The organism is Natronospirillum operosum (assembly GCF_004768465.1).
In the GTDB taxonomy this organism is placed as follows: Bacteria; Pseudomonadota; Gammaproteobacteria; order Pseudomonadales; family Natronospirillaceae; genus Natronospirillum; species Natronospirillum operosum.
The window spans coordinates 604397-625818 of the sequence record NZ_SRMF01000001.1; the positions used below are offsets into that span (position 1 = coordinate 604397).

General features: G+C 62.4%; 17 protein-coding genes. 15 read left to right on the forward strand and 2 right to left on the reverse strand.

Annotated features, from left to right (window positions below; genetic code table 11):
• Positions 1-46 precede the first annotated feature (46 nt).
• The 6 genes from smc to E4656_RS02840 are packed head-to-tail and all read left to right on the forward strand — an operon-like array spanning position 47 to position 8274.
• Positions 47-3544 (forward strand): chromosome segregation protein SMC, encoded by a 3498-nt coding sequence (smc, locus tag E4656_RS02815; RefSeq protein WP_135480990.1) that lies wholly within the window; start codon positions 47-49, stop codon positions 3542-3544.
• A gap of 42 nt (positions 3545-3586) precedes the next feature.
• The gene (gene zipA, locus E4656_RS02820; protein ID WP_135480992.1) at positions 3587-5017 is read left to right on the forward strand and encodes a cell division protein ZipA; all 1431 of its coding nucleotides are present in this window, start codon (positions 3587-3589) and stop codon (positions 5015-5017) included.
• A gap of 7 nt (positions 5018-5024) precedes the next feature.
• The gene (gene ligA / locus E4656_RS02825; RefSeq protein WP_135480993.1) at positions 5025-7064 is read left to right on the forward strand and encodes an NAD-dependent DNA ligase LigA; all 2040 of its coding nucleotides are present in this window, start codon (positions 5025-5027) and stop codon (positions 7062-7064) included.
• On the forward strand, positions 7061-7501 hold the full coding sequence (locus E4656_RS02830) for a hypothetical protein (RefSeq protein WP_135480995.1): 441 nt from the start codon (positions 7061-7063) through the stop codon (positions 7499-7501). The genes ligA and E4656_RS02830 overlap by 4 nt, the downstream gene beginning before the upstream one ends.
• Complete coding sequence (locus tag E4656_RS02835) at positions 7476-7742, forward strand: YheU family protein (protein WP_167855905.1); 267 nt, start codon at positions 7476-7478, stop codon at positions 7740-7742. The genes E4656_RS02830 and E4656_RS02835 overlap by 26 nt, the downstream gene beginning before the upstream one ends.
• A 46-nt stretch (positions 7743-7788) precedes the next feature.
• Positions 7789-8274 carry a DUF2489 domain-containing protein gene (locus E4656_RS02840; RefSeq protein WP_167855906.1) on the forward strand — a complete coding sequence of 162 codons (486 nt, stop codon included), beginning with the start codon at positions 7789-7791 and terminating at the stop codon, positions 8272-8274.
• Here the strand turns inward: E4656_RS02840 and E4656_RS02845 are convergent.
• A complete protein-coding gene (locus E4656_RS02845) occupies positions 8232-9155 on the reverse strand; it encodes a recombination-associated protein RdgC (protein ID WP_167855907.1) in 924 nt (307 codons plus the stop codon). The genes E4656_RS02840 and E4656_RS02845 overlap by 43 nt on opposite strands.
• 79 nt (positions 9156-9234) lie before the next feature.
• On the opposite strand from E4656_RS02845, the gene rrtA reads away from it, so the two are divergent.
• Positions 9235-9870, forward strand: coding sequence for a rhombosortase (gene rrtA, locus E4656_RS02850; RefSeq protein WP_135481003.1), 636 nt, complete (start codon positions 9235-9237; stop codon positions 9868-9870).
• A 16-nt stretch (positions 9871-9886) separates the two neighbouring features.
• Here the strand turns inward: rrtA and E4656_RS02855 are convergent, their stop codons facing one another.
• Positions 9887-10750 (reverse strand): LysR family transcriptional regulator, encoded by an 864-nt coding sequence (locus E4656_RS02855; RefSeq protein ID WP_338089988.1) that lies wholly within the window; start codon positions 10748-10750, stop codon positions 9887-9889.
• A 122-nt stretch (positions 10751-10872) separates the two neighbouring features.
• Here E4656_RS02855 and leuC point away from each other — a divergent pair, with 122 nt between their 5' ends.
• The 8 genes from leuC (at position 10873) to trpB (ending at position 21422) form a co-directional block, all read left to right on the forward strand.
• On the forward strand, positions 10873-12297 hold the full coding sequence (leuC, locus tag E4656_RS02860; RefSeq protein ID WP_135481005.1) for a 3-isopropylmalate dehydratase large subunit: 1425 nt from the start codon (positions 10873-10875) through the stop codon (positions 12295-12297).
• A gap of 2 nt (positions 12298-12299) precedes the next feature.
• Positions 12300-12941 (forward strand): 3-isopropylmalate dehydratase small subunit, encoded by a 642-nt coding sequence (gene leuD, locus E4656_RS02865; protein ID WP_135481007.1) that lies wholly within the window; start codon positions 12300-12302, stop codon positions 12939-12941.
• Between the two features lie 250 nt (positions 12942-13191).
• On the forward strand, positions 13192-14274 hold the full coding sequence (gene leuB, locus E4656_RS02870; protein WP_135481008.1) for a 3-isopropylmalate dehydrogenase: 1083 nt from the start codon (positions 13192-13194) through the stop codon (positions 14272-14274).
• Positions 14275-14298: 24 nt separating this feature from the next.
• The gene (asd, locus tag E4656_RS02875; RefSeq protein ID WP_135481010.1) at positions 14299-15423 is read left to right on the forward strand and encodes an aspartate-semialdehyde dehydrogenase; all 1125 of its coding nucleotides are present in this window, start codon (positions 14299-14301) and stop codon (positions 15421-15423) included.
• A gap of 319 nt (positions 15424-15742) precedes the next feature.
• A complete protein-coding gene (locus E4656_RS02880) occupies positions 15743-18577 on the forward strand; it encodes a FimV/HubP family polar landmark protein (protein ID WP_135481012.1) in 2835 nt (944 codons plus the stop codon).
• 82 nt (positions 18578-18659) lie between these two features.
• Entirely contained in the window at positions 18660-19577 is a 918-nt protein-coding gene (truA, locus tag E4656_RS02885) for a tRNA pseudouridine(38-40) synthase TruA (RefSeq protein ID WP_135481014.1), read from the forward strand.
• Entirely contained in the window at positions 19574-20218 is a 645-nt protein-coding gene (locus E4656_RS02890) for a phosphoribosylanthranilate isomerase (protein ID WP_135481016.1), read from the forward strand. Before truA ends, E4656_RS02890 begins: the two co-directional genes overlap by 4 nt.
• Positions 20211-21422 carry a tryptophan synthase subunit beta gene (gene trpB, locus E4656_RS02895; RefSeq protein ID WP_135481018.1) on the forward strand — a complete coding sequence of 404 codons (1212 nt, stop codon included), beginning with the start codon at positions 20211-20213 and terminating at the stop codon, positions 21420-21422. The genes E4656_RS02890 and trpB overlap by 8 nt, the downstream gene beginning before the upstream one ends.

Consider the following 21422-nt stretch of genomic DNA (forward strand, 5'->3'; position numbering starts at 1 on the left):
CCCGATACAATGGCCTCTTTGTTCAGGAAAGGAACCCCGACGCGGCATGCGCCTGAAGAGCATCAAACTCGCCGGCTTCAAATCCTTCGTGGACCCCACGCAGATCCCGTTTCCGTCCAATCTGACGGCGATTGTCGGGCCCAATGGCTGTGGCAAGTCCAATGTCATCGATGCCGTGCGCTGGGTGATGGGGGAGTCGTCTGCCAAGCACCTGCGCGGCGAAGCCATGACCGACGTCATCTTCAATGGGTCCACGCGCCGCAAGCCGGTTGCCCAGTGTTCCGTCGAGCTGATGTTCGACAACAGCGATCACACCCTCAGTGGTCCCTATGCCGAGTACAACGAAATCTCGGTGCGGCGCAAGGTCACTCGTGACGGTCAGTCGACCTATTATCTGAACGGCACCAAGTGCCGCCGGCGTGATATTACCGATATCTTCTCCGGTACCGGGCTGGGTCCGCGCAGCTATGCCATTATCGAGCAGGGCATGATCTCGCGTCTGATCGAGGCCAAGCCCGAGGAACTGCGCGTCTATATCGAAGAGGCGGCCGGCATCTCCAAGTACAAGGATCGCCGGCGCGAGACCGAAAACCGCATGCGCCGCACCTACGAAAATCTGGAACGGCTGACCGATATCCGGGAGGAGCTGGAACGCCAGCTGGCGCATCTGGAGCGCCAGGCGCGGGCCGCAGAGAAGTACCGCGAATACAAGGCGGACGAAAAGCAACTGCGCGCGCAGCTGATCACCCTGCGCTGGCGTGATCTGGATACGGAAAGCCAGCAGATCCGGCAGCGCATTCTGGAAGTCGAACGCGACCGCGAAGAGCAGGTGGCCCAGCTGCGTGACTGTGAAGCGCAGATGGAAGAGTTGCGGCTGACCAATGAAGAGGCCGCCGATCGTTTTCAGCAGGTACAGAAGGATTATTACGAGGTGGGCAACGAGATCACCCGCCTCGAGCAGCAGTCCGCGCATCAGCGTGACCAGGTGCAGCGACTGCAGGAAAGTCAGCAGCGCCTGGAACGCGAGCGGCACGAACTGCAGCGGCACGAAGAAACCGACCGTGGTCGGCTGGAGGAAGTGCGCGACCAGTTGGCGCATCTGATGCCGGAACTGGAGATCTGGCGGGAGCGGGCCGAAGAGGCCGCGCTGGCGCTGGAGGACCGCGAGCAGCAGTTCCGCGCACAGGAAGAACGCTGGCTGGAGCACAGTCTGGGTTCGGCCGAAGCCGCGCGCCAGAGCGAGCGCTGGCGCACGCGCATAGAACAGGCTGACCAGCAACTGCAGACACTGCAGCGGCGGCGCGAAAAACTGCAGCAGGAGCTGCAGGCGCTGGAAGACGACCCGGCCTCGGAAGAGCTGCTGCGCTTCAATGAAGATCTGGAGGCCGCCCAGGCCCGGCTGGAAGAAGCCGAAGCCCAGGCCATGGCCTCCGAGGACGCCCTGCAGCAGCGCCGTGAAGAGCAGCAGCAGCGGCAACAGACGGTACAGACCCTGCGCGAGCGCCTGACTCGCCAGCAGCAGGAAATTACCCGTCTGCAGGCGACCCTGCAGGCGCAGGCCGGTGACAGCAGCGAGGTGCAGGACTGGCTGAGCCGCTGGCAGTTGCAGCGCAGCCCGCAGGCGCTGAATCAGCTGGAAGTCGAGAGCCCCTGGGAACAGGCCGTTGAATGGGTGCTCGGCCACTGGCTGCAGAGCCATATTCTGCCGGCCAGCGGGCTGCCCGACTCGGCCTGGTCGCACCTGCCGGAGGCGCGCATGAGCTGGCTGTCGGAGCAGGCGCCGGGCGCCGCGCCGACGGCCGGTACCCTGGCCAGCGTGGCGCGGGCGCCAGCAGCGCTGCAGCCCATGCTGAACCAGGTGCACCTGGCCGATTCACTGGACGATGCGCGGCGCAAACTGGCCGACCTGCCTGCCGGCCACAGCGTGATCACTACCGATGGCGCCTGGCTGGGCGCCGGCTGGACCCGGCTGTTCCGCAGTGAATCGGACCGCGAAGGTCTGCTGGCGCAACAGGCCCGGCTGGAAGAGTTGCTGGCCGGAGTCGATGAAACCGAATTTGAACTGGAAGATGCGGAGCTGAATCTGGAAGCGGCCCAGCTCGGGCTGGACAGCCTGGAACAGCAGTGGCAGCAGCAGCGGCAGCAGGTTGATGAATGCCGCCGGCGTGTGCACGAGATCGATACCCGCATTTCCGCGCTCAGCGCCACCAGCCAGCAGATGAATCAGAACCTGCAGCGCTATCGCAGCGAACTGCAGGAAGCCGAAGCGGCCTACGAACAGGAGTTCGAAGCCCGGCAGCAGGCTCAGGAAGCCCTGGCCGAAGCGCAGGCGGCGCATCAGGACAAGTCGGAAGACAAGGCCGTACTCAATGATGCCCGTGACGAAGCGCGGCAGGTGCTGGAAGACACGCGGGCCCGGCAGCGTGAAGCCAGCCAGAAATCACATGAGCTGGAGTTGTCGGTCCGCGGTCTGGAAAGCCAGCTGCAGTCGCTGCAGGATGCCGTCAACCGCAACGACAGCCTGCACCAGCAACTGGCGCAGCGGGAGAAAGATCTGCATGCGGAAATGCAGTCGCTGATGGACCCGGACGACGAGCTGAAGGCCGAGCTGGAAGAGAAGGTGGCGCGCCAGTTGGCGCTGGAAAACGACCTGGCCGAAGCGCGGCAGGCGGCGGAGACCTTCCACCAGGGCATGCGGGATCTGGACCAGCAGAAGGTCCGCCTGGAGCAGGCGCTGCGTGATCGCGAACAGACCCTGCAGCAGCACCAGATGGACCGCGAACGGGTGGATACCCGCAAGGCCACGCATGAAGAGCAGTTGCAGGAGCAGAACTATCACCTGCAGACCCTGCTCGAAGCCCTGCCGGAAGACCTGACCGTCGACAGCTGCGAACAGATGATCGAACAGCTGACGCAGCGTATTCAGCGCCTGGGACCCATCAACCTGGCCGCCATTGACGAGTTTCGAGTGCAAAGTGAGCGCAAAGACTATCTGGACCAGCAGAACGAGGATCTGGAGCGCGCACTGGATACTCTGGCGCAGGCCATTCGCCGTATCGATCAGGAAACCCGCAACCGTTTCAAGACCACCTTCGACAAGGTGAATGCGGGTCTGCAGGAGCTGTTTCCACGCGTTTTCGGGGGCGGGCACGCCTATCTGGAGATGACCGGCGAAGATCTGCTGGACACCGGCGTGGCCATCATGGCGCGCCCGCCGGGCAAGAAGAACGCCACCATCCACCTGTTGTCAGGGGGTGAAAAGGCCCTCACCGCGATCGCCATGGTGTTTTCCATCTTCCGTCTCAATCCGGCGCCGTTCTGCATGCTGGATGAGGTGGATGCCCCCCTGGATGATGCCAACGTGACCCGGTTTTCGCGCCTGGTGGAGGCCATGTCGGAGCAGGTAGAATTCATCTATATCACCCACAACAAGGTCGCCATGGAAATTGCACATCAACTGATGGGTGTTACTATGAACGAGCCGGGTGTATCGCGCCTGGTCTCCGTGAACGTAGATGAAGCCGTGGAGATGGCGACAACCTGACCCCGGCGACTGTGCAGCACAACAGGATAGGGTATCGTTCCAATGGGTTTGCGTGAGTGGGTCATCGTACTGGCCATCATTTTCATGGTGGGTCTGGCGCTGGATGCCTGGCGGCGCGTGCGCAAGCAGAAACGTTATCAGGGAGGCTATACCCGGGCCAGGTCGCCGCTGGCGGCCGGACAGACACGGCGGCCGCCTGATCGTCCCGCTGCGCGCACTGAGCCCGCTTTCGACGCCGATACCCCGGAGACTGGCAGCAGTTCGGTCCGGGTGTCGCGGGTGCATGCCGATGACCCGTCATCTGCGGAAACGAAAGACGATGCCTGGTCCGAGTCCGAAGCAGAGGAAGAGCTGGATGACGTCCTGCTGACGTCACAGCGGGCCGAGCCCGAGCCGCCGGCCGCAGAGCCCAAGCCGAAGAGCCGGTCCCGGCCCCGGCGTGCGGCGCGCGCGCAACAGAAAGCGAAACCGGAAACGGCGGCAGAACAGACTGCACCCGAGCCGCAACCGCGACCCGGCGAAAAGGTGCCCATGCTGGTCGATTCGGTGGAGTCGCCCGACGAGTCGCCGGAGTCCGACACCGACGCCCGGGCCAGCCAGTATGCCTTTGACCTGCCGGACCCCGAACCGAAAGCGCCGGCAGCGAGTGCCGACTGGCAGGACCCGCTGTTTATCGGTACTCGCCCCGAAGCAGGCGCCCCGGCGCAGGACGACGAGCCGGCTGCGGAGACGACGGCAGCCGGTGACGACTTTGATGAGCTTGATGACGAGGACTTCGATCGGGCCATCAGCGCCGAAACCGAGGCCGAACCCGCCCGGCGCGACTACACCGACCCCAAGGCCAGCCCGTTTGCCGACCTCTACGAGGAACTGGCGCACGAGCCCACGGAATTCGAGACAGTCAGCCGCAACGCGGGCTACAATCCGCCTTCCTCAGTGGACGAAGACGACGTCTGGGATGAACCCGACGAGATTGATGATCCGGTGCTGGCGGCGGCCGAGGCACGCCAGATGAACGATACCGAGGCCAGTGAACAACTGCTGGCGGAACCGGAGGCGGTGCTGGTGATGACGGTCATGGCGGCCGAAGATGACGAATTTGATGGCACCTCGCTGCTGCAGATCATGCTGGCCTGCGGCATGCGCTTCGGGCGCATGAACATCTTTCACGCCACCGATGATGAAGGCCGGCTGCAATACAGTGCCGCCAATGCCTTCAATCCGGGCACCTTCGATCTGGATGACATCGAACACTTTGCCACCCGCGGCATCACCTTCTTTCTGCAGTTGCCCTGTCAGTCCGACCCCATGGAAGCCTTTGATGCCATGTATCAGACCGCCACCGTGGTCGCGACCAACCTGCGGGGTGACCTGCATGATGACAACCGCAGCGTGATGACTGCCCAGACCCTGACTCATTACCGGGAACGCATCCGCGATTTCCAGCGCAGCCAATTGGTGAAACGAGCCTGAACCCTTCATGAACCCGAGTGAACGCATCGATGCGCTGCGGGCCGAAATCGAGGCCCACAACTACGCCTATTATGTCCTGGACGAGCCTTCGGTCCCCGACGCCGAATATGACCGGCTGTTCCGTGAACTGGAGCAACTGGAGGCAGACCATCCGCATCTGGTGACGCCGGAGTCTCCTACCCAGCGTGTCGGCGCACCCACGCGCGATGGATTCCCGACCGTGACGCACGAGGTCCCGATGCTGTCGCTGGGCAACGCGTTCTCGGCCGATGAACTGGCCCAGTTTGTGCGCCGGGTGCAGGAGCGGCTGGACAAGGCGGGCAATAGCACGACCCTGCAGTTCTGCTGTGAACCCAAGCTCGACGGCATAGCGGTGACACTGCACTACGAACAGGGACGCCTGGTACGGGCCGCCACGCGCGGTGACGGCGCCGCCGGGGAAGACATCACGGCCAATGTGCGTACCATTCAGTCGGTACCGCTGAAACTGCGCGCTGAGGGCTGGCCCGAATGGCTGGAGGTGCGCGGCGAGATCTACATGCCCCGCGCCGGCTTTGAGCACATGAACGAACGCGCCCTGGCGCAGGGCGAGAAAACCTACATGAACCCGCGCAATGCCGCGTCCGGCAGTCTGCGTCAGCTCGATCCGTCGGTGACCCGGCAGCGACCGCTCGAATTCTGTGCCTATGGCTGGGGGGTTATTCGCCAGCCGCAGACCACTCTGCCCGACAGCCAGTACGAGCGGCTGCATCTGTTCCACCAGTGGGGTTTTCGCATCAATCCGGACATGCAGCGCCTGCAGGACCTGTCGCAGTTGCAGGACTACTATGACCGGCTGGCCGCGAAGCGGGATCAACTGCCCTACGAGATCGACGGCATCGTCTACAAGGTGGATGCCATCAGCCAGCAGGATGAACTGGGCTTTGTGTCCCGGGCGCCGCGCTGGGCCGTGGCACACAAGTTCCCGGCGCAGGAAGCCCTGACCGTACTGGACAAGATCGACTTTCAGATTGGCCGCACCGGTGCCGTGACGCCGGTGGCGCGCCTGCAGCCGGTACAGGTCGGTGGCGTGACGGTGAGCAATGCCACGCTGCACAACATGGACGAGATCGCCCGCCTGGATCTGCACGAGGGCGATACCGTCATTGTGCACCGGGCCGGTGATGTCATCCCCAAGGTACTGGGGGCCGTGGTGGAAAAACGACCACCGGGCGCGCGCAAGGTGCCGCTGCCGGAGCGCTGTCCCATCTGCGACTCGACCATTACCCGCCAGGAGGGTGAGGTGGTGGCGCGCTGCACCGGCGGTATCACCTGCGGGGCGCAGCGTCTGGAAGCACTGAAGCACTTTGTCTCGCGGCGCGCCATGGATATCGACGGCGTCGGCGAGAAGCTGCTGCAGACGCTGATCGACAGCGGTCGGGTACTGTATTTCTCCGACCTGTATCGCCTGCAGCGCGACGATCTGCTGCAGCTCGACCGCATGGCCGAGAAGTCGGCCGACAACGTGCTGGCGGCGCTGGCAGCCAGCAAGAACACCACCCTGCCGCGCTTCCTGTTTGCCCTGGGCATTCGCGAAGTGGGGGAGACCACGGCGCGCAATCTGGCGCAGTATTTCGGTGATCTGGACCGACTGCAGGCCGCAGGCGTCGAGGACCTAGAGGCGGTGCCCGACGTGGGGCCCATCGTGGCCCGTCATATCAAGGCGTTTTTCGAGCAGGAGCACAACCGGGAAGAGATTCGGGCTCTGATTGGCCAGGGCGTGCACTGGCCGGCGGAAGCCGCACCGACAATTGACGACCAGCCGCTGGCCGGACAGACCTGGGTCGTGACCGGGCGCCTTGAAGGCGCAACCCGCGACGAGGTGAAGGCGGACCTGCAGACGCTCGGCGCCCGTGTTGCCGGCAGTGTCAGCAGCCAGACCACCTGCCTGATTGCGGGGCCGGGCGCCGGCAGCAAGCTGACCCGCGCCGAGGAACTGGGGGTTGAAGTCATTGATGAGGCTGAATGGCTGCGTCGGCGCAGCCAGTGGCTGGAGGACGATCAATGAGCCTGGACCAGGAATCGGTGGTACATGGCCTGATCCGCACGGTGACGTCGACCGACCGGCTGGAAAGCATGAACTTCCGGCAGGTCAATCGCAATGCCATTCTGTCGCTGGGTACCGAGGACGATTTCCCCTATCTGACGGTGGATATGTTCAATCTGCCCGGTACGCAGGAGATGCAGGGCACCTATCTGACGCCGGTCATTCAGCTCGCCGGGTCCTACCGGGCCGTGGAGTATGAATGGGGGCGCTGGCTGGCCAAGTTCGAGTCTCTGCTGAGTTGCATGTACTGGCGCTCGGCCACGGTCTGGCTGGAGACCGAGCTGAGCGGCCAGCATGTATTCTCCTGGCAGTGCCAGGGCGATTATCATCAGCCAGGCCAGAGAATTCTGCAGGTCTGCTGTGAATGGGAGCATGAAGTTGGATTCGTTCGACCCTGATCCGGATCAGAGCCCTGTGCTCATACCCTGGCAGCACCTGTCGACGGAAGCTTTGGCGGGTGTGGTGGAAGCCTGCCTGGTGGCGCAGGTGGCTGATCAGAATGTCGAAGGCTTTGATCTGAAGCGTGAAGTGACTAAAGTCCTGGCCGGGCTGGACGCCGGTGACTGGGCGCTGGTCTATGACCCGGTCACCGAATCGCCCGCTCTGCTGCCGGCCGACGAGCTGCCGGCACAACCCTGACCGAGGTTTGTCGCCTCTACATCCTGTTGACCTATGGAATGGTTCTATGCTGACGCTGTTGACTGTGCTTGCGCTGTTTATCGTACTGGGCCTGGGCGCCTATGCCGGCTGGCTGCACTGGCGGCTGTGGCAGCACCGACGGCAGATTGCGCAGCAGGAGGCCGGCTATCAGCGCCAGAGACAGGTGCATGAGGACTACCTGATCGACAGCATTCGCATTATTGCCCAGAACATGGTGGAAGAAGATCTGAATATTTCGGAAGGCTCGATCCGCATCCGCTTTCTGCTCGAGGGCATGGAATTGCCGGCTGAGGAAAGAGCTCGCTTTCAGGCCTTTGATGACCTCTATGAACAGGTCAGAGAGCTGGATACGCACCAGGCACGGCAGGCTCTGACACCGCAGGAGCGCCTGCGGCAGGACCAGGTGCGAGAGGCCCATGAACGGGAACATCGCACCCGGGTGCTGGAAGCGGCGCGGCTGATTCGGCGTTATGAATTCGAGGGTTTTGGTTCGGGCGCCGGGTCGGACTGACACCACTCCAGCCAGGCATTGCTGAAGGTGCGCAGAGCCGCCGTCATCAGGTGGAGCCCGGCTTCCCATTCTGCCAGTGCGTCGTCACCGCCGTCGTTGGCTGCCTGTTCGATCAGCTCATCGGCGAACTTGAGGCGCTTCAGTGCACTCTTGTCGTTGATCTGCAGTGTCAGTTGGTCCTGCCAGTGCAGCAGCAACTGACTGGGTCTGTAGCCGCTGGTCAGCAGTTGCTGTACCTCGGCGCTGTCCCACGGCAGTTGCTTGGTGCGTACCGTGGACTCTTCGGCCGGATGCACCAGGGTCAGTTCGTCGGCCACCTCGACATCCGCTGGCAGATCGCCACTGCTGAGCCAGGCCGCCCACACCGGTTCGGGCTGACACAGCGCGCCCAGCGGCACCACCGGCAATTCGCCCAGCACTTCGCGCAGGTGCGCGGTCAGTTCATCGGCTCTGGTTTCGCTGCCGCTCTGGACAAAGAGCCAGCCTGAATCACGATCCAGCACGATCATATGCTGCTGGTTGCGGGTAAAGGCCCGTGGCAGCAGCTCCTGAGTAATTTCGTCCTTCAGGTCCTGACGTTCGTTGCGCCCGACCCGACGGCTCTCGGCCTCCTGCAGCGCTTCGACGCGCTCGGCCAGGGTTTCGTTGACCACACTGGTCGGCAACAGGCGCTCCTGGCGCTGCAGCTTCCACACCAGAATCTGGCGGCTGGTCAGTTGCAGCTCGCTCAGGCCGCGGTGGGGCGGCACCAGACCCAGGCTGACCGGCTGCGTGGGCAGGCAGTCATTGAAGCCATGCTGGGCCGTCAGTTGAGAGGCGGCACAGCGGTCGGCAAATTCCGCGTCGCGAATCTGGTAGATAAAACAACTTTTAAACCACACAATAAGGCTTCCTGCTGATGGCGGGAGCGGTTTTGTATAGGATTCACAACCAAAGTGCAACGACCCCGGAGTAAAGGGCATGGCAACCACGGCCTGGAAACGGTCCCGAAAAACCAATTATCGTCTGGCGCAGGGCGTCACGCCGCTGGTGGTGCTGCTCCTGCTGGTTGCCGGCTGGTGGTGGGCCGATAGCTGGCAATACGATCGCTCGGCACTGCAGGCAGGTGAGTACTGGCGCTGGCTGAGTGCGCATCTGGCTCACGGTACGCCGGCGCACGGACTCTCCAATGCCGTGGCGGTGCTGTTGGCCGCCTTGCTGGCGCCGCTTTGGATGAATCGCTGGCCGGGCCTGTTGCTGGCTGCAGGGCTGATGGCCGGGGTGTCCGCCGGCATCTGGTTCAACAACGATGATATCGACATCTACCGCGGCTTTTCCGGGGTCGGGCACGGCTGGCTGATGGTGGCGTTCGCCTGGAGCCCCTGGCTCGGCGTCTGGCCTCGCTTCGCCATTGTGGTGGCCATTCTGCTCAAGGTGGTCTGGGAAGACAGCGGCATGGCCATGGCGGCCCAGTTCAGTGGTTACTTTGCTGATGCGCCGGTACTGATCGATGCGCACTGGTATGGAGCTCTGCTGGCGGTGCCGGTGGCGCTGCTGGCATTCATTGCATATTACCTGCGCGAGCGCATGCTGCCGCGCGCTTCTTCTCGATTCTGAGCGCTAACGGTGCCTGTTATTGCAGGCTGTCGAGCAGGGCCGAGGCTGCGTTGGACAGGGTTCTCTCGCGCAGGCGGATCACTCCCAGCGTGCGCTGCACCGGCGGAATGTCCACCGGCAGTTGCACCAGACGCTCGTCCAGCATGGAGGCCGGCAATACACTCCAACCCAGGCCTACCGTAACCATCATCTTGATCGTTTCCAGATAGTTCACCGGCAGGGTGGTTTTCAGCGGCAGTTGGCGCTGGGCAAACTGCTGGCGGATCAGTTGATAGGTGGCCGAGCTCTCGTGCGGGAGCACGGCGCGGGTATAGCAGAGTTCGTTCAGTTGCAGGCGGGTCTTGCGGGCCAGAAAGTGATGGCGGGCGGCAACGAACACCAGTGGGTCGGTCCACAGCTGAATCTGTTCAATGGCTCTGGGTGGCCGCGGAATCAGCGTCACGAAAGCAAACTCCACCTCGCGGCGCTGTACCGCCTCATGGGCCACTTCCGATTCCAGAAAGTGAGGGTCCACTTCCACCTCGGGGTGCTGGTCGATGAAGTCGCGCAGCAACTGGGGCAGCCGGTGCAGGCCGATATGGTGACTGGTGGCAAAGGACAGTCGACCGGCCACCTGCAAGGAGAGGTTCTGCAGGGTACGGTTGGCGTTGTCCACCTCCTGCAGAATGCGTTGGGCGGCGGGCAGCAGCGTCTTGCCGGCATCAGTCAGATGGATGCGGCGCCCGACCCTATCGAACAGCGGGCTGCCAATCTGTTGTTCCAGGCTCTGCAGCCGCTTGCTGACTGCGGGCTGAGTCAGGTGGAGGCGCTCTGCTGCGGCCGAAAAGCTGCCGTGTGTGCTGACCGCAACAAAGGCCTCGAGACTGTGCAGATCCAGCATGGGTGCGTTCTCCTGGCAGTTGCATTCCATAAGGTTATGGAATGTATAAAAAAGATGAATTTGTTTTATTTACGTGGAACAGTAAACTGAGCGCATCAAGAAAACAACAGGGGTGCATCACGGTGGCGGGTAAAACGCTTTACGACAAATTATGGGAAGCCCATCTGGTTGACCAGCGCGATGATGGCAGTGCTCTGCTCTATATTGACCGGCATCTGATTCATGAGGTGACCTCGCCGCAGGCCTTTGAAGGGCTGCGCCTGGCGGGCCGCAAACCCTGGCGCATCGGTGCCAACCTGGCCACGGCAGACCACAATGTGCCGACTACATTGCTGGAGCGGCAGGCCGGTATCGAAGGCATCAGGGACGAGGTGTCGCGCCTGCAGGTCAAGACACTGGATGACAACTGCAGCTCTACCGGCATCATGGAGTTCGGGCTGGGTGACGAGCGGCAGGGCATTGTCCATGTGATGGGCCCGGAGCAGGGCGCCACGCTGCCCGGCATGACCATCGTCTGTGGTGACTCGCACACCTCCACCCATGGCGCCTTCGGGGCGCTGGCCATGGGCATCGGCACCTCCGAGGTCGAGCACGTTCTGGCCACCCAGTGTCTGATTCAGCAGAAGATGAAGAACATGCTGGTGCGGGTGGACGGCGAGCTGGGTCCGGGCGTGACCGCCAAGGATGTAGTGCTGCACATCATCGGTGTCATCGGCACCGCCGGCGGTACTGGTCATGCCATCGAGTTTGGCGGTACGGCCATTCACTCGCTGTCGGTCGAAGGGCGCATGACCATCTGCAACATGGCCATCGAGGCCGGCGCCCGCGCCGGCATGGTGTCAGTGGATGACACCACCATCGACTATTTCCACGGACGGCCCTTCGCGCCCAGGGGCGAGCACTGGGATCTGGCCGTGCAGGCCTGGCGTGACCTGGTCAGTGATGACGACGCCGTGTTCGACCGTGTGGTCGAAATCGATGCCGCCGCTATCGAGCCGCAGGTGAGCTGGGGCACGTCGCCGGAAATGGTGGCCGGTATCCGTGGTCGGGTACCCATGCTGGCCGACATGCCGAGTGAAACGCAGCGCCAGGGTCTCCAGCGGGCGCTGCAATACATGGGCCTCAAGGAAGGGCAGGCGCTGACCGATATCCGCCTGGACCGGGTCTTTATCGGCTCCTGCACCAACTCCCGCATCGAGGATCTGCGTGCCGCCGCCAGCGTGGTCAAGGGCCGCAAGGTGTCAGGTTCGCTGAAGGAGGCACTGGTGGTGCCCGGATCCGGACTGGTCAAGAAACAGGCCGAGCAGGAAGGGCTGGACAAGGTGTTCACCGAGGCCGGCTTCCAGTGGCGAGAGCCCGGCTGTTCCATGTGCCTGGCCATGAACGCCGACAAGCTGGGGCAGGGCGAGCATTGTGCCTCGACCTCGAACCGCAACTTTGAAGGCCGGCAGGGTTTTGGCGGTCGCACCCATCTGGTCAGCCCGGCCATGGCGGCGGCAGCAGCCATTGAAGGCCATTTTGTCGATATTCGCGAGTGGGGGAACTGAACATGCAGGCACTGACCGTACACACCGGCCTGGTTGCACCCATGGACCGGGCCAATGTCGATACCGACATGATCATTCCCAAGCAGTTTCTGAAATCGATCAAGCGCAGCGGTTTCGGCCCCAACCTGTTTGACGAAGTGCGTTATCAGGACGAAGGCCAGCCGGGCAAGGACAACAGCAAACGCCCACTGAACCCGGACTTCCCGCTCAATCAGGAGCGCTATCAGGGCGCCAGTATTCTGCTGACCCGGGAAAACTTCGGTTGTGGCTCCAGTCGTGAACATGCGCCCTGGGCGCTGGAAGACTTCGGGTTTCGGGTGCTGATCGCGCCCAGCTTTGCCGACATCTTCTACAACAACTGTTTCAAGAATGGCATTCTGCCCGTGGTGCTGCCGGCCGAGGTGGTGTCCGAGCTGTTCGAGAACCTGTACAGCCAGCCCGGCTTCGAGCTGACGGCTGATCTGGAAAAGCAGGAGATGCGCACGGTCGATGGTCGCAGTTGGTCCTTCGACGTCGACAGCTTCCGCCGGCACTGCCTGCTGAATGGTCTCGACGACATCGGTACCACCCTGCAGAGTGCCGACAAGATCAGGGCTTATGAAGAAAAGCGGCAGGTTGAGGCGCCCTGGTTGTTTGCCGGGTGACAGTTAGGTTTAGTCGACAGTAGACGGTCGACAGTTGGATATAGTCGACAGTAGACGGTCGACAGTTGGATATAGTCGACAGTAGACGGTCGACAGTAGACAGTGAGGGTTCGACAGCCAGCAGTGGTTCGGCAACGATTTTGCTGTCATCTGTCATCTGTCATCTGTCATCTGTCATCTGTCATCTGTCATCTGTCATCTGTCATCTGTCATCTGTGCACTGTCTACTAAAAAACGAAGAGGAATCAAAGTGACAAAATCCGTTCTGGTTCTGCCCGGTGATGGCATCGGACCCGAAATCGTGGCCGAGGCCACACGTGTGCTGGACGCCGTCAACGCCCGGTTTGGACTGGGTATTGAAACCCGGGAAGCGCTGGTCGGCGGGGTGGCCATTGATGCCGAAGGCAGTCCGTTGCCGGACGATACACTGGCTGCGGCGCGTGCCGCCGATGCCATCCTGCTGGGTGCGGTCGGTGGCCCGCAGTGGGATGATCTGGAGATGGCCCAGCGCCCGGAGAAGGGCCTGCTGGGTCTGCGCTCCAATCTGAACCTGTTTGCCAACCTGCGGCCGGCGATTCTGTACCCGCAGTTGGCCGGTGCATCGACGCTGAAGCCGGAGGTGGTGTCCGGGCTGGATATCCTGATCGTGCGGGAACTGACCGGCGGTATCTACTTCGGCGAACCGCGTGGCATTCGCACGCGCGACGATGGCGTGCGCGAAGGGTTCAACACCTATGTGTACAGCGAACCGGAAATCGAGCGCATCGCCCGGGTTGCCTTCGATGCGGCCATGAAACGCAATCGTCGTCTGTGCTCCGTCGACAAGGCCAATGTGCTGGAAGTCACGGTGCTGTGGCGGGAAGTGGTCAAGCGGGTGGCCCGGGACTATCCGGAAGTGGAACTGAGCCACATGTATGTCGACAACGCGGCCATGCAGCTGGTGCGTGCGCCCAAGCAGTTCGATGTGCTGGTTACCGGCAACATGTTCGGTGATATCCTGTCTGATTGCGCCGCCATGCTCACCGGGTCCATTGGTATGTTACCCTCTGCATCCCTGAATGAAAGCGGACAGGGCATGTACGAGCCCATCCATGGCAGCGCCCCGGACATTGCCGGCCAGGGCGTCGCCAATCCGCTGGCCACCATCATATCGGTGGCCATGATGCTGCGTTATTCGCTGCAGGCACCCGCTGCGGCCGACGCCATAGAGCGCGCGGTAGCGGATGTGCTGGACCAGGGGCTGCGCACGGCGGACATCGCGGGGCCGGATGAACAGCCCGTGTCGACACGGGCCATGGGCGATGCCGTGCTGGCTGCTTTGAGCCGCCATTGAATGCACTGACAGTGTGAGGACAACATGTTGAAAGTAGGTTTTGTAGGTTGGCGCGGTATGGTGGGGTCTGTCCTCATGGATCGCATGCGCGCCGAAAAAGATTTCGCGAACATCGAGCCGGTGTTCTTCAGTACGTCACAGACCGGTCAGCCGGGGCCCGATGTGGGCCAGAAGAAAACCACCCCGTTGCAGGATGCAAAATCCATCGAAGCGCTGGCGGCGCAGGATGTCATCATCTCCTGTCAGGGCGGCGACTACACCAACGAGGTGTACCGGCCGCTGCGCGCTGCCGGCTGGCAGGGGTACTGGATCGATGCCGCCTCCGCTCTGCGCATGGAAGATGAAGCCAAGCTGGTACTGGACCCGGTCAATCGCGCGGTTCTGGATGCAGCGCTGGAAGAGGGTTACAAGACCTTTGTCGGCGGCAACTGCACCGTCAGTCTGCTGCTGATGGCCTTGGGTGGCCTGTTCGAGGAAGATCTGATCGAGTGGGTGACACCGCATACCTATCAGGCCGCTTCCGGTTCCGGTGCCCGGCACATGAAGGAACTGATTCAGCAAATGGGCGCGGTGCATCAGGCCGTGGCGGCTCAGGTTGACGATCCGGCTGCCGCCATTCTGGAAGTGGACCGCCTGGTCTCCGAGACGCTGCGCGCCGACGACTTCCCGACCGAGCAGTTCGGTGTACCGCTGGCCGGCAGCCTGATCCCCTGGATCGACAAGGCGCTGCCCAGCGGGCAGAGCAAGGAAGAGTGGAAGGCGCAGGTTGAGGCCAACAAGATTCTCGGCCGCAGTGAAAAGCCGGTACCGATTGACGGCATCTGTGTCCGCGTCGGCGCCATGCGCTGCCACAGCCAGGCACTGACCATCAAGCTGAAAAAGAACCTGCCGGTGGGCGAAATCGAAGATATCCTGGCCCGGCATAATGACTGGGTCAAGGTGGTGCCGAACGACCGTGAGCTGTCCATGAGCGAGCTGTCACCGGTCAAGGTCAATGGTACGCTGACAGTGCCGATCGGGCGTATTCGCAAACTGACCATGGGGCCGGAATACATTTCCGCCTTTACCGTGGGCGATCAGTTGCTGTGGGGTGCGGCAGAACCACTGCGCCGCATGCTGCGGGTGCTGCAGGAGTACCAGGCCAGATAATGGCCGCCGGGAAGCGGACAGCGGTTCCCGGTATTCTGATCATCTATTTGCAAATGCCACCGCAACCGGTGGCATTTTTTATATATGCGGGCATATTAGCGCTGCTGAGCATATTTCAACCAGTGTCGCGTTATTACAGGCTACGAATCGATTAGTGAATGTGATGAAATGTGAATAACGACAGACTTTTTGGCATAAAAATGTTTTGTCGTGGCAATGCTTTGGGTACATTGGTAGCCGCCACAAGACTGCTGCCGGCTGTTCCGGCCAATAAATACAGATAACAGATGGTTACATCGAAGTGAAAGGAACCCGAAATATGACGCGCGTGCATGCGCTCCTGAGTAAACTGCTGGCGGTAATGCTGCTGATTATGGTCAGTACTGCGGCCACAGCGGTGGGACTGGGTGAAGCCACGCTGCGGTCAGCGCTGACCGAGCCCCTTGATGCCGAGATCCGGATTACCAACCCGGAAGGGTTGACGGCGCAGGAGCTCAATGTGCAACTGGCCACGCCGGAGGACTTCCGGCGCGCGGGCGTGGAGCGGCTGTTCTTTTTGAGTCAACTCGAGTTCGATGTGCAACCCGATGGTGACGCCTTTGTCATTCAGGTCACTACCAGCGAGCCGGTAGAGGAACCCTTTCTCGATTTTCTGGTAGAACTGCGCTGGCCCAGTGGCCGGCTGGTGCGCGAGTACACCCTGCTGCTTGATCCGCCCGTGTTCGCCGAGGGCGACTCGGTCATGGAACAGACCTTTCCGGCCAGTGATCCTTTTCCTGACGAAGATCCGGCCGAGCCGGCGCCGGAACTGCCGGCAATAGAACCGCCTTCGCAGCCCCAGGTCACTCAGCCTGCCGAGCCGCAGCGCCGCATAGAAGAACTGCCGGACAGCCAGTACCGGGTCGCCAACAACGATACACTCTGGGAAATTGCCCTGCGGGCGCGTCAGGATCCAAACCAGACGCCACAACAGATCATGCTGGCCATTCAGGACATGAACCCGGATGCCTTCATCAATGACAATATCAATCGGGTCAAGGCCGGCAGCCTGCTGAATCTGCCCGACGCTGATCAGGTAGCCGTGCGCTCGGTCGCCGAAGCCACGCGCGAAGTGGCGCGCCAGAACGCTGCGCTGGCCGGCACGCCGCCGGCCACGGAAGCCCAGATCGCTGCGACCGACGATACCGCCAGCGGACTGGCTGACGGGGAAGCGGGACGTGATCCGGACGGCTTCCTGGAAGTGATTACCGAGCCCGGCGAACCGGAAGCCGGCGCCGCCGACGGTGCCAGTGAAGCCGAAGTGGCGCGGTTGCAGAACGAACTGGCCATTCAGCAGGAACTGAATGACGAACTGCGCCGGCAGTACGATGAACAGCAATCCCGCCTGCTGGACCTGGAAGAGCAGGTCAATCTGCTCAGCCGCCTGATGGACCTGCAGAGTGAATCTGCGGCGCAGTTGCAGGCGGCGGCAGAAGAGCTGGAGCGGCAGGAACAGGCCCAGCGTGAGCAGGAAGAAGAGGCCGCCGTGCCGGCACCCGGCCCGGATGCTCCGGCCGATGACCCGACCGCGCCCACCGATGGTGATGCGCCGGCAGCCGAAGCAGAAGCCCCTATGGCACAGGATTCCATTGCCCAGCTTCCGGATCTGGACGGCCCGGCCATCACTACCTCTCCGTGGGCGCTGCTGGATGACCTGCTGGCCTGGATTCGACAGCCCATGAATGCCGTGCTGGTGCTTTCCGGGGTACTGCTCATCCTGGCCCTGATCAGCCTGGTGCGGCGCAAGAGAGCTGACGCAGCCGATGCGGATGCACTGGATGTGGATGAAGGCCTGATGGACGATGACCCGGTAGCGGACGACCCTTTTGACGAAGGTGATGACCTGTCGGATGATCTGCTTGCGGAAGCAGATCCATTGCCGGAAACGGCCGCAGAGGGCCAGAATGGCGCTGCGGCTGCCGAAGCGGTCGAGAATGCCGAGCTGTACATGGCCTTTCAGCGTTATGACGAAGCCGAGAAAGCCCTGAAAGCGGCTCTCGACCAGATTCCGCAGGATCCCTTTGTACAGCAGAAGCTGCTGGAGCTGTACGCTGAAACCGGCAATCGCCCGGCCTTCAATGAGTTGGCCGAGCAGTTCACCGGTGCCCCGGAAGTGCTGGACCACCTGCGCCATCAGTTCCAGAGCGGCGGCGAGGATACCCTGGTTGGCGATGATCTCTCCGACGACTTCGATGCCGACGACTTCGATGACCTGGATCTTGATCTGGACCTCGAACTGGATACCGATGAGGCCACGCCGGAACCGGCCAGACAGTCGGCAGCGGCTGAACTGGACGACGGCGTACCCGAGCTGGATGACCCTCTGGACGACCCGAGCGCAGACGAGGGTCTGTCGCTGGACTTCGATCTGGACACGCTGGAGAAGGAGTCGGTCGCCGAGTCCACTTCGGCGATGACAGGTCCTGATGACGACCTGTCACTGGATTTCGATCTGGACACCGACCGCCGACCCGCAGCCGGCACCACCGACGATTCAGCGGCGCTGGACACACTGGAACTGGATGAAGATCTCGACTTCGATTTTGGCGATCTGGACACCGATCTGTCGGGCGCCGATGATCTGAAACAGCCGGAGCGTGGCAGCTTCTCCGGCGCCGATGATCTCGGCCTGGATGATGATCTGGAAGCCGGTGGTCTGGAAGATAAGGGGCCCGACCAGAAGCGCGAGGACATCGACGATCTTGACGATCTGGGTGACCTGCCGGATCTGGAAGACCCGTTCGCCGGGGAAGAAGACCCGTTCGCCGGGGAAGAAGACCCGACTGAAGACTGGGGCGACCTGGAAGAGTCGGCTCCGGAAGCGGAAATGCCGGAACCCGAGGCATTTGATCAGCCAGAGCCGGAAACCGAGACCCTGTCCGAGTCGGAGCCCGAGCCGGTCACGGCCAATGCCGATGACGACGCTACCGGCGAGTGGGACGATGATTTCGACTTCCTGGCAGGCACCGATGAGGTGGCAACCAAGCTGGATCTGGCCCGCGCCTATATCGACATGGAAGACGGCGACGGCGCACGCGATATTCTCAACGAGGTGCTGGAAGAGGGCGATGACAGCCAGAAATCGGATGCACGTAAACTGCTGGAAACCCTGTAGGCCGGGCTTTCCGGGCAGCTGTTGATTCAAACTAAACGATAGTGTTAAGATTGGCGTCTCAGTTACTTGAGATGCCTTTTTTATGTCCGCTTCACCGGCGCCACAATCTGCATCCGCTGGTCAGGCCACCGCACAGCCCGGAGGTCCGGAAGTGTTTGCGCCGGAAACCCCGCAGCGGACACTGCGCTGGGCGGCTGGCGTGGAGTATCAGGGCACCGCCTATCACGGCTACCAGACGCAGGGCGCCACACCGCACACCATTCAGAATTACCTGCAGCAGGCTATCGGTTTCGTGGCCGATCACGAGATCAAGCTGCACTGTGCCGGGCGCACCGATGCGCGGGTGCATGCGACCAGTCAGGTCATTCATTTTGATACCAGTAGCGTGCGCAAGCCCTGGGGCTGGCTGCTGGGCAGCAATACCCGGCTGCCCGACGATATCAGCCTGCAGTGGGTCAAGCCGGTACCGCATACCTTTCATGCGCGCTTCTCGGCGCGGGCCCGACGCTATCGTTATGTGATCTACAACCATCCCGTGCCCAGTGCCCTGATGCGTCATGCCGCCACCTGGGAAAAGTCGCCGCTGGATGAACGGCTGATGCAGCAGGCGGCGTTCAGTTTCTGTGGCCGTCATGACTTCAGTGCCTTCCGGGCCGCCGAGTGCCAGGCCAAGAGCCCGGTGCGTACCGTGACCCATTGTCAGGTCAAGCGTCAGGGCAAGCTGCTGGTGCTCGATATCCGCGCCGATGCCTTTCTGCATCATATGGTGCGCAATATTGCCGGCGTGCTGATGGCGATAGGCCGTGGCGAGGCACCGGTGAGCTGGGCGGCCGAGGTGCTGGCTACCCGGGATCGTCAGCAGGGCGGCGTAACCGCGCGCCCGGATGGGCTGTATCTGATTGCGGCCGAGTACGATCCGGCCTTCCAGTTGCCTGCACCGGCGCTGGGCCCGGCGTTTCTGCCGGTCAATGACCCGATACAGGGGGGACAGACAGAGTGACCCGACCAACACGTATCAAGCTGTGCGGTCTGCGCCGCAGCGAACATATCCGTCTGGCGGCCGAACTGGGCGCTGATGCGGCAGGGCTGGTGTTCTGGCCCCACAGCAGCCGCGCCGTCAGCATCGACCAGGCCGCCGAACTGGCTGCCGCAGCGCCGCCGTTTCTGTCCCTGACCGGACTCTTTGTCGATCCGACCGTGCAGGCGGTGGAAGCCGTGCTCGACCGGGTGGCGCTGGACTGCCTGCAGTTCCACGGCAATGAATCCAATGAGTTCTGTCGCCAGTTCGGGCGCCCCTGGATCAAGGGCGTGCGCATGCACCCTGAGGCAGAGGTGGAGCAGGTACTGACCGAGTGGCCCGATGCCCGAGGCCTGCTGCTGGATGCCTGGCACCCGGAGCAGCCCGGCGGTACCGGCCTGACTTTTGACTGGCAGCGTATACCGGCAGGGTGGCGCGAACGCATTGTACTGGCCGGTGGCCTGACCCCGGATAATGTCGGCGCGGCCATCCGCGCCATCCGACCCTGGGGCGTCGATGTCAGTGGTGGCATCGAGTATGCAGGCCAGAAGGGCGAAAAAGATTCAGCGCTGATGGCGGCCTTTGTGGCCGCTGTCCGAGAGGAGGACGAGAAGCATGACTGAACAACGCGATTACCATCAGGGGCCGGACCTGCGCGGGCACTTCGGGATTCACGGTGGGCGCTTTGCGTCGGAAACCCTGATGAACGCCCTGGAAGAACTGAGCGACATCTATGGTCGCCTGAAAGACGACCCCCAGTTCCAGGCCGAATTCGACCACGACCTGGCGCATTATGTCGGGCGTCCGTCGCCGCTCTACCTGGCTGAACGTCTGACCGAGAAATGGGGCGGCGCCGAGGTCTGGCTGAAGCGCGAAGACCTCAACCACACCGGTGCCCACAAGATCAACAACACCATTGGTCAGGCCCTGCTGGCCAAGCATGTCGGCAAGCGCCGGGTGATCGCCGAGACCGGTGCCGGTCAGCACGGTGTGGCCAGTGCCACTGTGGCGGCCCGCCTGGGACTCGAGTGCGTGGTCTACATGGGTGCCGAGGATGTCGAACGGCAGAAACTGAATGTCTATCGCATGAAGCTGCTCGGCGCCGAAGTGGTGCCGGTGACCTCGGGCACGCGCACCCTGAAGGATGCCATGAACGAAGCCATGCGCGACTGGGTCACCAATGTGGATGACACCTACTACATCATCGGCACCGTAGCCGGCCCGCATCCCTATCCGATGCTGGTGCGCGATTTTCAGTCCATCATTGGTCGCGAAACCCGGCGCCAGCTGCAGGCGCAGGCCGGCGCCCTGCCGGATGCCCTGGTGGCCTGTGTCGGCGGCGGTTCCAATGCCATCGGCCTGTTCTACGAGTTTCTCAATGATCCGTCGGTGGCCATCTACGGTGTCGAAGCCGGTGGTCTGGGGGTCGAGACCGGCCAGCACGCGGCTCCGCTTACCGCCGGTCGGCCGGGCATTCTGCATGGCAACCGAACCTATCTGATGGCCGACGACAATGGCCAGATTCTGGGCACGCATTCGGTATCGGCCGGGCTGGACTATCCTGGCGTGGGCCCTGAGCACAGCTGGCTGAAGGATGAAGGCCGGGCCAATTATGTCTCCGTTACCGACGATGAAGCCATGGCTGCGTTCCGCGAACTGACCCGCATTGAAGGCATCATGCCGGCACTGGAAACGGCGCATGCGCTGGCCTATGCGAAGAAATTGGCACCGCAAATGGGGGTCGGCAAGCGCATCGTGGTCAACCTGTCCGGACGGGGTGACAAGGACGTGCATACGGTGGCCCGTATGGACGGCATGGACATCTGA

Bases quoted from the DNA above. Each gene is read 5' to 3' on its own strand.
- smc (WP_135480990.1), top strand. From the start codon at position 47: ATGCGCCTGAAGAGCATCAAACTCGCCGGCTTCAAATCCTTCGTGGAC.
- zipA (WP_135480992.1), top strand. From the start codon at position 3,587: ATGGGTTTGCGTGAGTGGGTCATCGTACTGGCCATCATTTTCATGGTG.
- ligA (WP_135480993.1), top strand. From the start codon at position 5,025: ATGAACCCGAGTGAACGCATCGATGCGCTGCGGGCCGAAATCGAGGCC.
- E4656_RS02830 (WP_135480995.1), top strand. From the start codon at position 7,061: ATGAGCCTGGACCAGGAATCGGTGGTACATGGCCTGATCCGCACGGTG.
- E4656_RS02835 (WP_167855905.1), top strand. From the start codon at position 7,476: ATGAAGTTGGATTCGTTCGACCCTGATCCGGATCAGAGCCCTGTGCTC.
- E4656_RS02840 (WP_167855906.1), top strand. From the start codon at position 7,789: ATGCTGACGCTGTTGACTGTGCTTGCGCTGTTTATCGTACTGGGCCTG.
- rrtA (WP_135481003.1), top strand. From the start codon at position 9,235: ATGGCAACCACGGCCTGGAAACGGTCCCGAAAAACCAATTATCGTCTG.
- E4656_RS02855 (WP_338089988.1), bottom strand. From the start codon at position 10,750: ATGCTGGATCTGCACAGTCTCGAGGCCTTTGTTGCGGTCAGCACACAC.
- leuD (WP_135481007.1), top strand. From the start codon at position 12,300: ATGCAGGCACTGACCGTACACACCGGCCTGGTTGCACCCATGGACCGG.
- asd (WP_135481010.1), top strand. From the start codon at position 14,299: ATGTTGAAAGTAGGTTTTGTAGGTTGGCGCGGTATGGTGGGGTCTGTC.
- E4656_RS02880 (WP_135481012.1), top strand. From the start codon at position 15,743: ATGACGCGCGTGCATGCGCTCCTGAGTAAACTGCTGGCGGTAATGCTG.
- truA (WP_135481014.1), top strand. From the start codon at position 18,660: ATGTCCGCTTCACCGGCGCCACAATCTGCATCCGCTGGTCAGGCCACC.
- trpB (WP_135481018.1), top strand. From the start codon at position 20,211: ATGACTGAACAACGCGATTACCATCAGGGGCCGGACCTGCGCGGGCAC.